The organism is Pseudobutyrivibrio ruminis, from assembly GCF_015057245.1.
Classification (GTDB): domain Bacteria; phylum Bacillota; class Clostridia; order Lachnospirales; family Lachnospiraceae; genus Pseudobutyrivibrio; species Pseudobutyrivibrio ruminis_E.
In genome coordinates this window covers 158099-170361 of the sequence record NZ_SVET01000007.1, presented here as the reverse complement: position 1 = coordinate 170361, position 12263 = coordinate 158099, and the positions used below count along the sequence as shown (strand labels likewise).

Genomic DNA, 12263 nt, shown 5'->3' with positions numbered 1-12263 from the left:
TTTCACCTCTGATTTAAATTAAATATCAAGTTTAAATTCTAAAATTAGAAAGCAAAGTTCTTATCTAAATGACATTGGGACGGCGGCAGCAGTGGTCACTTGAAACAGGACGTTGAATGTGCCACGGTGCCAATTTATACAAATATCTCTTTTTTAATTTTTCTTAGTAAACGGAGTAGCAAAAGTAATAATACAAAGACTAGTTAAGACTAGATGATTATATAAACTACATTGTCCGTCCCACCCATACATTACCTTCGAATAGTAAAAGCTTCGTAAGTACACCTACATATGGGCGACTTTACACATTAAGATAATCTATAAATCTGCTCCAATGATACCCTGGCTCCCTGGGGCTCTGGGCCCCGTTGGGGTGGCCTGGGGTAGCTGTTTTACTCCACGTCTTGGAGGGCGGCAAAGTCTTCTTCGCCAGTGCGGATCTTGACTACCTGCTCCACGTCGTAGACGAATATTTTGCCGTCGCCAATGTGGCCAGTGTAAAGGACCTTCTTGGCGGTGTCGATTACCTGCTGTACAGGTACTTTGCAAACTACTACGTCTACACGGATTTTAGGTAGAAGGGCTGGCTCAAGGGCTACACCTCTGTAGTACTCTGGTGCGCCTTTCTGGACACCACATCCCATAACATGAGATACAGTCATTCCTGTGATACCTAACTTCATAAGTGAATTCTTGAGCTTTTCAAGGTTGCGTTCCTTGCAAAGAATTTCAATCTTAGTCATTCGTGGCTTGCCAGCTGCAGTGATTTGTGATGGAGCGTACTCTACTTCCACTGCCTCATCAAGTGAAGCAAGACCTGCTGCTTCAAGTGTTTCTGTGATAAGGTTAGCTGTCTCATCGTCTAGCTCGTCAGTATCAAAGTCGTCCTCAAGCATGTTGAATCCAGAGTATGCTGATGGTAGACCATGCTCTGTTCTGTCTAAGCCTACGATTTCCTCTTCTGCTGATGCACGAAGACCAATTGTTGCTTTGATTACCGTAAATGCGATAGTGATTGTTACGGCTGCCCAAGCACCTACTGATAAAACACCCAGTAACTGTATGCCTAATAACTTAAATCCTCCCCCGTAAAAAAGACCAGCTAATTCGCTTTGTGGTGCTGATGTTGTTGCGAAAAGTCCAACTGCAATTGTTCCCCAAATACCATTCATCATGTGGACTGCAACAGCTCCAACTGGATCATCAACACGAAGCTTGTTGTCTAAAAGCCATACCCCGAATACTACTAAAAATCCAGATACAATACCGATTATAATTGCACCAAGTGCATCTGTTACGTCGCATGGGGCTGTGATAGCTACAAGACCAGCAAGTGATGCATTTAATGACATAGATACATCTGGCTTACCATATTTAATCCATGTATAAGACATTGTTGTTACTGTAGCCACGGCTGGTGCAATTGTTGTAGTTACAAAGATTGATGCAAGCTGCTCAAGTGATGTTGCAGCTGCTCCGTTGAAACCATACCAACCAAGCCAAAGGATAAATACACCAAGTGCACCAAGTGCAATGTTGTGTCCTGGGAATGCATTTACCTTCTTAATCTTGCCTTTGCTGTCACGTGTAAATTTACCAATTCTAGGTCCAAGGATTTTTGCACCAATAAGGGCGCAGATACCACCTACCATGTGGATTGCACATGAACCTGCGAAATCATGGAAGCCAATCTGAGAAAGCCAGCCGCCACCCCAAATCCAATGAGCCTCAATTGGATATATTACAAGTGAAATAATTCCAGAATATACACAGTAGCTGATAAACTTTGTTCTTTCTGCCATAGCACCACTTACGATTGTTGCTGTTGTAGCGCAGAACACAAGGTTAAATACAAAGTTGCTCCAGTCAAAGTTTGCATAGTCTGTAAATATTCCTAGTGTTGGTCTTCCTACTAATCCAAAGAGGCAATCCTCTCCAAACATAAGACCAAATCCTAAAACAATAAACATTACTGTACCAATACAGAAATCCATCAGGTTTTTCATAATGATGTTTCCTGTATTTTTTGCTCTGGTAAATCCTGCCTCTACCATTGCAAATCCCGCTTGCATCCAAAATACAAGGGCAGCTCCTATAAGGAACCAGACTCCAAATAACATGCTTGAATAAGCTTCCATAATATTTTCCTCCTTGGGGTTTATTATTATTTATATAAAAAGGCGCGCAGTATTTTTTCAAATACTGCACGCCTTTGTGCTACCTTCTAATTACGCTTATTTTACGCTATAAAGGATTTCTCCGTATGTTGGGTATGGCCAGATATCACTTGGTACTACTGTCTCAAGTTCATCAACCACTTCTCTAAGCTCATTCATATCTGCAAAGATTACATCATGATGGAACTTAGCCAAATCATATGTCTCAGTTAATTCTTTTGCCTTATCAATGTCTGCTTCAAGCTTCTCAAGTCTTTCATCCATTGATGATGTTAACTTAGCTGCCTGCTCCAATCTCTTCTTTTCCACTGAAGAATCAACTGGAAGTCCTGTAGCTGCCTTTGCGTTAAGAGTTTCTGCAAGTGTAAACTGATAATCACTAGCAGCTGCCATAATGTCTTTCTTAACCATAGCATCCATTGTAAGAGCTTCAATATCAATTACTTTGTAGTAATTCTCAAGCTGGATGTCATATCGGCTGTAAAGCTCCTGCTCCGTAAATACGTTATGCTTTGTAAATACATCAATTGCTTTCTTATCTACGAATGCTGGAAGGGCATCTACTGTAGACTTGAGGTTCTTAAGTCCTCTTCTTTCTGCTTCCTTTACCCACTCATCAGAATATCCGTTACCATTGAAGATGATTCTCTTGTGTGCTGTAAGCTCTCTCTTAAGGAGCTCTGCAAGTGCCTTATCGAAATCAGCTGCCTTTTCAAGCTCTTCTGAGAACTTATCAAGTTCTTCTGCAACAATTGTATTTAATACAACGTTTGGACCTGAAATAGATGCTGCAGAACCAAGTGATCTAAACTCAAACTTGTTACCTGTAAAGGCAAATGGTGATGTTCTGTTTCTATCAGTTGTATCCTGTGAAATGCTAGGAATAACTGAAGCACCAATTGACATCTTCTTCTTTTTAATATCTTCATAATCAGTTCCATCGATAATTGACTCAACAATAGCCTCAAGCTCATCACCAAGGAACATAGAAATGATTGCTGGTGGTGCCTCATTTGCTCCAAGTCTGTGATCATTTCCAGCAGAAGCAACCGATACACGAAGTAATTCCTGATACTCATCTACAGCCTTAATTACTGCTGTTAAGAACAACAAGAACTGAGTGTTCTGGGAAGGAGTAGCACCTGGTTCTAACAGGTTTATTCCGGTATCGGTTGATATAGACCAGTTGTTGTGCTTGCCCGAACCATTTACACCTGCAAAAGGCTTTTCATGAAGTAAGCAAGTCATTCCGTGACGTCCAGCTACGACCTTCATCATCTCCATTGTAAGCTGGTTATGATCTGTTGCTATATTAGTGGTTGAGTACACTGGTGCAAGCTCATGCTGAGCTGGCGCAACTTCATTATGCTTTGTCTTTGCAAGTACACCTAGTTTCCACAACTCCTCGTCTAACTCTTTCATGTAAGCAGAAACTCTTGGCTTAATAGTTCCAAAATAGTGATCCTCAAGTTCCTGTCCCTTTGGAGGCTTAGCTCCAAATAATGTACGTCCTGTGTAAATCAAATCTGGACGCTTGTTATACATTTCTGTATCTATTAAAAAGTATTCCTGCTCTGGTCCAACTGTTGTAATAACTCTCTTTACATCCTCGTGACCAAAAAGCTTAAGTGCTCTAACTGCTGATTTATCAAGTGCTTCCATTGAACGAAGTAATGGAGTCTTTTTATCAAGTGCTTCACCTGAGTATGAACAAAAGGCTGTTGGAATACAAAGAGTATCATCCTTGATAAATACATAGCTTGTTGGGTCCCATGCTGTATATCCTCTAGCTTCAAATGTGGCTCTTAAACCACCTGACGGGAATGAAGATGCATCAGGCTCACCTTTGATTAATTCCTTTCCTGAGAAAGTCATGATAACCTTACCACCTTCTTCAGGCTGGATAAATGAATCATGCTTTTCAGCTGTAACACCTGTCATTGGCTGGAACCAATGTGTGAAATGTGTAGCTCCAAGTTCAATTGCCCATTCCTTCATAGCATGTGCAATTACATTTGCAAGCTCTCTGTCAAGAGGACGTCCCTCTTCAATCGTCTTCTTAAGAGCCTTATAGGCATCCTTAGGAAGACGTTCCTTCATAGTCTCGTCATTAAAAACTTTGCTTCCGAAAATCTCTGTAACCTTGCTCATCTTATTATCCTCCTATTTTCCGCTCTCCCCATAGTTTGAAAGTACTCTAGCTGATGGGTCGTTTACATCGCATCCCTCCCAAGCCTTGTTTGGCATCCAGAAATCTACAACCATCTGTGCCTGGCCTGGATAGTACTTCTCAAATAAATCTCTATACAAAAGTGATTCCTTTGTAAAAGGTGTTGCAAATTCGTATTTGCGATACGCATTCTTTACATCCTCATCACTGTATAAGCTATTAGCATATTCCTTAAGGTAATCTACCATCGAATGTCCTACCGCATCTGAGAACGCTGCTTTCTCTCTGAACAATATGTCGTGTGGTAAGTAATCGCCCTCCTCAAATGCATGTCTCAATAAATACTTGCCTTTGTTGTATTTATTCATCTTGATTTCAGGATTTACGCTCATTACATAATCCACAAAATCTAAATCACCAAATGGAACTCTTGCCTCCATTGAATGAACTGAAATACATCTGTCAGCTCTCAGTACATCGTACATGTAAAGCTCTCTAAGTCTCTTTTCTGCTTCCTTCTGAAACTCTTCTGCATTTGGAGCAAAATCTGTGTATTTATAACCGAAGATTTCATCTGATATCTCACCAGTAAGAAGAACTCTTATCTCTGGGAACTTTTTCTTGATTCCCTTGCAGATTAAATACATTCCCATGCTGGCTCGGATTGTTGTTATGTCGTATGTACCAAGTGCTGCAACAACTTCCTCCAAAGACTCAATTACGATGTCTTTATTGATTATGATTTCGTGATGTTCTGAACCAATGTAATCTGCAACTTCCTTTGCATACTTTAAATCGATTGCATCCTCGTTCATGCCGATTGCAAATGTTTTAATGGGCTTATCCATCATCTTCTGAGCGATTGCACAAACAAGTGATGAATCAAGTCCACCAGAAAGAAGAAATCCTACAGGAGCATCTGCATCAAGTCGTTTCTCAACACCAGCTACAAGCTTTTCTTTAATGTTTGCTGCAACCTCTTCCACCCCGTCTAATCTGTATGTCTGTCGCTTCGCCAAATCTCTGTAGCATGTAAACACACCCTTGTAATAATAATGTCCTGGTGGAAATGGCTTAACCTCATCTGTAAGACCAACCAAGTTCTTTGCTTCTGATGCAAACATTATTGAACCTTCACTGTCGTATCCGTAAAACAAAGGTCTAATTCCGATTGGATCTCTTGCTGCTACCAAATCATCTATTTCCTTGTCGTAAATAACCATTGCAAATTCTGCATCAAGTTTTTCGAACATCTTTGTTCCGTATTTACGATACATTGGTAAAATGATTTCGCAATCACTGTCGCTTAAGAATTTGTATCCCTCTGCTTTCAAACTCTCTCGCTCTGTTTTGAATCCATACAACTCTCCGTTGCATATTACATAATCGCCATCAAGCTCAAAGGGTTGCATTCCTGCTTCCGTCAAACCCATAATTGATAATCTTTGAAAGCCCAGCACCGAATCATTCACGGTTATAACTCGTTGCATGTCTGGTCCTCTAGAAACCGTTTTTGCAAATGCCGCTTCGAAGTCTTTCATCTCCACATGGCATTTACTTAAAGCCATAATCGAACACATAAAATCACCTTCCCATAGGAACAAGAAAAGGCGCCGGAAAAATACACATTTAATGTACTCATCCGACGCCTTTGTCTTATTATTGTTCCATTGATTTTTATTTGTTTAGAATAATATTCTTTTGATAAATGTTTGTCAATAACATTTTTTATATTTTTTAAAATAAATTCTGGATTAAATTTTTCAAACCAAAAATTATAGATTTGTATAACCCATCAAGAACTCATCTACTTCTCGAGCACAATCGCGGCCCTGTCTAATAGCCTTTACAACCAAAGACTGACCTGTGTGCATATCACCTGCAGTAAATACCTTAGGCACATTTGTAGCGAATGAATTCGTATTTACGGATGCAACATTAGTACGTCCATCCAGCTCCACCTTAAAAGCGTCTGCCACATATTTCTGCGCTCCAAGAAATCCTGCTGCAATCAGACAAAGCTGGCAAGGCACTTCTTTCTCAGTACCTTCCACTGGCACCATCATTCTGCGTCCTGTTTTCTTGTCAGTTTTAGACTCAAGTGAAACTAAAACAACAGACTTCAAATCACCATTCTTATCTGTCTTGAATTCCTTGACAGTTGTAGTGTAGATTCTAGGATCATGACCGAACTTGGCAATAGCCTCCTCCTGACCATAGTCAGTTTTACATACAAGAGGCCACTGAGGCCATGGATTTGATTCAGCTCTCACATCTGGTGCCTTTGGCATCATTTCAAGCTGTGTTACAGACTTACATCCATGACGAATTGCAGTACCAACACAATCGTTACCTGTGTCTCCACCACCGATGATGATAACATCCTTACCTTTGGCAGAAATATACTGTCCCTCTACAAGCTTCATATCGTTGGCCCAAAGGCACTTAGTAGTGGATGTAAGGAAATCCACAGCAAAATAGATACCCTTAGCCTCTTTTCTACCTGTAGCCTGAATATCACGTGGATTAGATGAACCGCAGCAAAGAACTACCGCATCGTACTTCTTTGTCAAATCGGTTGCCTTAACATCAACACCTACATTGGCATTAACTACAAAGCTTACACCTTCCTCCTCCATGATTTTGATTTTACGGTCAATAATCTGCTTTTCAAGCTTCATGTTAGGAATACCGTAACGAAGTAATCCACCTACATTGTCATTGCGCTCGTACACAGTTACATTGTGACCGCGTCTGTTTAATTGATCTGCCACTGCAAGTCCAGAAGGGCCTGAGCCAATTACTGCAACAGATTTACCTGTGCGAACCTCTACAGGCTTTGCATCTGCCAATCCATTGGCATAGGCATACTCAATAATAGCTTTCTCGTTTTCTCTTGTAGATACAGCATCCCCATTTAGTCCGCAGGTACATGCTTTCTCACAAAGTGCAGGACATACCCTGCATGTAAACTCAGGGAAATTGCTAGTCTTATGAAGCCTCTTATAGGCCATCTCATAATTTCCCTGATATACAAGCTCATTCCACTCAGGAATAAGGTTGTTCAGAGGACAACCAGAAGTCATCCCCTTAATTGTCATACCTGACTGGCAGAATGGTACACCACAATCCATGCATCTTCCACCCTGACGTCTTTGCTCCTCTTTTGAAAGAGGCTCGTGAAACTCATTAAAATTCTTTATTCTGGCAAGAGGGCTAACCGCTTCAGCCTCTACTCGCTCATACTCTAAAAATCCAGTTGGCTTTCCCATGGTTCCCTCCTACTTGTTTAATAAATTAAATGCTTCGATTTGTGCCTGCTCAGAAGATAATCCCTTTTCCTCCATTTGCACAATTGTCTGCATCATCTTTTTGTAATCAAAAGGTACAATACGCTTGAACTTAGGTAGATACTCGCTAAAGTTGTCGTAAATTTCCTTGCCCTTTGCGGAGCCAGTAGCAGCCACGTGCTCAGCAATAATCTCCTTAAGCTCTAATACATCGTATTTGTCAGTAACTGTCTCCAGTGAAACCATAGATTTGTTTAGTCTCTTGTATAAAGATGCGTCTTCATCAAGCACATATGCAATACCACCAGACATACCTGCTGCAAAGTTCTTGCCAGTCTCACCAAGTACTACAACTCGTCCACCTGTCATATATTCACATCCATGATCGCCACAGCCTTCTACAACTGCTGTAGCACCTGAATTACGTACAGCGAAACGCTCGCCTGCCACACCGTTGATAAAGGCTTTACCACTGGTTGCACCATACAAAGCCACATTACCTATGATGATGTTCTCATCCTGCTTATATGTCGCCTTAGCAGATGGATATACAACAAGCTTTCCGCCTGATAATCCCTTACCGAAGTAGTCGTTAGAATCTCCCTCCAGGTTAAGTGTAAGTCCCTTAGGTATAAATGCACCAAATGACTGTCCACCTGCACCCTGGCAGTTAATTACATAGGTATCTTCCTCCAGATTTTCTCCATGGTTTCTGGTAATCTCTGCTCCAAACAATGTACCAAATGAACGGTCCACATTTGAAACCTCAAGACTTACCTCTCCCTTCTTTCCAGAGGCTACCGCACTCTTAAGCTTTTTAAGAAGAACCTTTTCATCAAGTGTCTTTTCTAACTCAAAGTTGAATACATTCTTTTTATCATATTCAATCTTCTCATAAGGATTTGGATTAGAGATTACAGCAGATAAATCTACCTTTTCTCTACGTCCACTTCCAGCCACATTCTTAAGAGTAAGCAAATCATATCTACCACAAAGCTCATCAACAGTTTTGCATCCAAGCTCTGCCATATATTCACGAAGCTCCTGAGCTATAAAGCGCATAAAGTTAACTACGTATTCTGGCTTACCTGTAAATCTCTTTCTAAGCTCTGGGTTCTGAGTTGCAACACCAACAGGACAAGTATCCAAGTTACATACTCTCATCATTACACATCCCATAGTTACAAGTGGTGCTGTAGCAAAGCCAAACTCCTCCGCACCAAGTGCACAGGCAATAGCAACGTCACGGCCGCTCATAAGCTTACCATCTGTCTCGATAACAACCTTATTGCGCAATCCGTTCTGAGCAAGTGTCTGATGTGCTTCAGCCAAGCCTAATTCCCATGGAAGTCCTGCATTATGAATAGATGACTTAGGAGCTGCACCTGTACCACCGTCGTATCCAGAGATAAGGATAACCTGAGCACCTGCCTTGGCAACACCGCTAGCAATTGTACCTACTCCTGCCTCTGATACAAGCTTTACTGATATACGTGCATCCTTGTTGGCATTCTTTAAATCATATATGAGCTCAGCCAAATCTTCGATTGAATAAATATCGTGATGAGGTGGTGGCGAAATAAGAGCTACACCCGGTGTAGAAAGACGAGTCTTTGCTATCCATGGATATACCTTCTTTCCTGGTAGATGTCCACCTTCACCTGGCTTTGCACCCTGAGCCATTTTAATCTGTATTTCCTTTGCAGATACCAGGTATTTGCTTGTAACACCAAATCTACCTGATGCCACCTGCTTAATAGCAGAGCAACGGTTAAGACCATCAGGACCAACCTCATATCTAGCTTCCTCTTCTCCACCTTCACCTGAGTTTGACTTTCCATGAAGCATATTCATGGCGATAGCCATTGTCTCATGGGCTTCCTTAGAAATCGAGCCGTAACTCATAGCACCAGTTTTAAATCTCTTTACAATTGAATCTACTGACTCAACTTCATCGATGCTGATTCCCTTCTTAGGGTATTTAAAGTCTATAAGGCCACGAAGATTTCGAACTGCATCTTCATCATTAATTAAAGCTGTATACTCTTTGAATGTGTTATAGTCACCTGTTCTTGTGGCAAGCTGAAGTAAATGAATGGTAGCAGGATTATATAAGTGTTCCTCTGCTCCCGCTCTCATCTTATGTACACCCTTCGAATCAAGTGTCTTATCAACAGACAATCCAAGTGGATCAAATGCCATAGAATGCTGTCTTTCCACATCAGCCTGAATATCCTCAATAGTGATTCCACCAATACGGCTGATTGTGCCAGTGAAATACTTATCGATTACATCGGAGCTGATTCCTATTGCCTCAAAAATCTTTGCACCTTGATATGACTGAACTGTGGAAATACCCATCTTTGATGCAATTTTTATGATACCTGTAATAATAGCCTCGTTGTATGAATCAATGGCTGCATGTACATCCTTCTGCAACTGACCCTTTTCTACAAGCTCTTCGATTGTTTCCTGGGCAAGGTATGGATTGATTGCAGATGCACCGTAACCAAGCAAGGTTGCAAAATGATGCACCTCTCTTGGCTCGCCCGACTCGAGAATAAGTGAAAGACTTGTTCTCTTTTTAGTCTGAACCAAGTGATGCTGTACTGCTGCTACTGCAAGAAGTGATGGTATTGCAACATGATTCTCATCCACACCCCTATCAGATAGGATGATAATATTTGCACCCTCTCTATTTACTCTATCTACCTCTACATACAGGTGCTCAATAGCCTTAGCCAATGATGTATTTTTATAATATGTGATAGGTACAGTTTCTGCCTTAAGTCCTGGCACCTTCATAGATTTAATCTTCATTAAATCGGTAACTGTAAGAATAGGGTTGTTAATCTGCAACATATTGCAGTTTTCTTCCTTTTCCTCCAATACATTGCCAGCTGTACCGATGTATACAGTTGTTGCTGTAACAATCTCCTCACGGATTGAATCGATTGGTGGATTTGTAACCTGGGCAAAAAGCTGCTTGAAGTAGTTAAATAATGGCTGATGCTGATTTGAAAGAACTGCAAGAGGAGTATCAATACCCATAGCAGCTGTACTTTCCACACCATTAAGAGCCATTGGAAGGATTGATTCCTTCACCTCACCATAGCCATATCCAAATGCCTTTTGTAGTCTGTCACGCTCTTCCTGTGAATGCTTTGGAACAGGCTCGTTAGGAATCTTGATATCAGCTAAATGAGCAAGATTTGCATCAAGCCACTGACCATAAGGCTGGCTGTTAGCATATTTCTCCTTTAGCTTTGCATCATCAATAAGCTTACCTGCTACAGTATCAACAAGAAGCATTTTCCCTGGACGAAGTCTATCCTTCTTAACTATTCTCTCCTCATCTACAGGAAGAACACCAACTTCCGATGAAAGAATGAGATAGTCATCGTTAGTAATATAATAGCGGCTTGGGCGAAGACCATTTCTATCAAGGACAGCTCCCATAATGTCACCATCAGAAAACAAGATAGACGCTGGACCATCCCATGGCTCCATCATTGTTGAATAGTACTGATAGAAATCTCGTCTTGCCTGGTCCATAGCCTTATTTTTATACCAAGGCTCAGGAATAGTAATCATTACCGCAAGAGGAAGTGGCATGCCATTCATTACCAAAAACTCTAACGCATTATCAAGCATTGCGGAGTCGGATCCTGCCTGATTACAAACTGGTGTAATCTTTGACATTTCTGGCTCAAGCACCTGAGAAACCATTGTCTCCTCACGGGAAAGCATTTTATCTGCGTTACCCTTGATAGTATTAATCTCACCATTATGAACTATAAATCTATTTGGATGCGCTCTCTCCCAAGATGGATTTGTATTAGTAGAGAAACGAGAATGTACTGTTGCAATCGCAGACTCGTAATCTGGATCCTCAAGATCTTCGAAAAACAGTCTGAGCTGATTAACTAGAAACATTCCCTTATATACAATAGTTCTACTAGAAAGAGATGCTACATAAGTATCCTCTGCTGTCTGTTCAAATACACGTCTTGCCACATACAGTCTTCTATCGAAATCCAATCCTTTTTCGCAGTCTGCAGGCTTTTTAATAAATGCCTGGCAGATATATGGCATGCATTCTAAGGCCATCTTTCCTAATATTTCAGATTTAGTAGGAACTTTACGCCATCCTAAGAATTCAAGTCCTTCCTTCTCGACACTGATTTCAAACATCTTCATTGCCTGTTTTCTCTTCAACTCATCCTGAGGGAAGAAAAACATACCAATTCCATATTCTCGCTCATTGCCGATTGCAATCTTTTCTTTTTCACAAACCTTCTTGAAAAATTTATGAGATATCTGAAGTAGGATTCCAACACCATCGCCAGTCTCACCTGATGCATCCTTGCCAGCTCGATGCTCCAAGTTTTCTACAATCTTTAATGCATCTGACACAGTCTGATGGGTCTTGATTCCCTTAATAGATACAACTGCACCTATACCACAGTTGTCATGCTCAAAAGATGGGTCATAAAGACCTTGCATTTGATTACCCATGTTAGCTACTCCTTCCACATAGTAGTTTTAATAAACAAAAAAAGAAAAGGCATCTAAAGAGACTCCCCATAAGGGAATTTCTTTAGACGCCTTTGTCTTGAGAAAAAA

At 40.9% G+C, this 12263-nt stretch carries 5 protein-coding genes; all 5 read right to left on the bottom strand.

The features are described from left to right. Window positions 1-392: 392 nt before the first annotated feature. Window positions 393-2138, bottom strand: a complete 1746-nt coding sequence (locus tag E7274_RS08265; protein WP_304175175.1) for an ammonium transporter — start codon at window positions 2136-2138, stop codon at window positions 393-395. A gap of 96 nt (window positions 2139-2234) precedes the next feature. Continuing rightward, window positions 2235-4328, bottom strand: coding sequence for a glutamine synthetase III family protein (locus tag E7274_RS08260; protein ID WP_304175173.1), 2094 nt, complete (start codon window positions 4326-4328; stop codon window positions 2235-2237). Window positions 4329-4340: 12 nt separating this feature from the next. Next, the gene (gene asnB / locus E7274_RS08255) at window positions 4341-5927 is read right to left on the bottom strand and encodes an asparagine synthase B (protein ID WP_304175172.1); all 1587 of its coding nucleotides are present in this window, start codon (window positions 5925-5927) and stop codon (window positions 4341-4343) included. A gap of 195 nt (window positions 5928-6122) precedes the next feature. Further along, window positions 6123-7619: a glutamate synthase subunit beta gene (locus E7274_RS08250; protein WP_304175170.1), complete on the bottom strand. Its 1497-nt coding sequence runs from the start codon at window positions 7617-7619 to the stop codon at window positions 6123-6125. Window positions 7620-7628: 9 nt separating this feature from the next. After that, complete coding sequence (gltB, locus tag E7274_RS08245; protein WP_304175169.1) at window positions 7629-12155, bottom strand: glutamate synthase large subunit; 4527 nt, start codon at window positions 12153-12155, stop codon at window positions 7629-7631. Window positions 12156-12263: the final 108 nt, after the last annotated feature.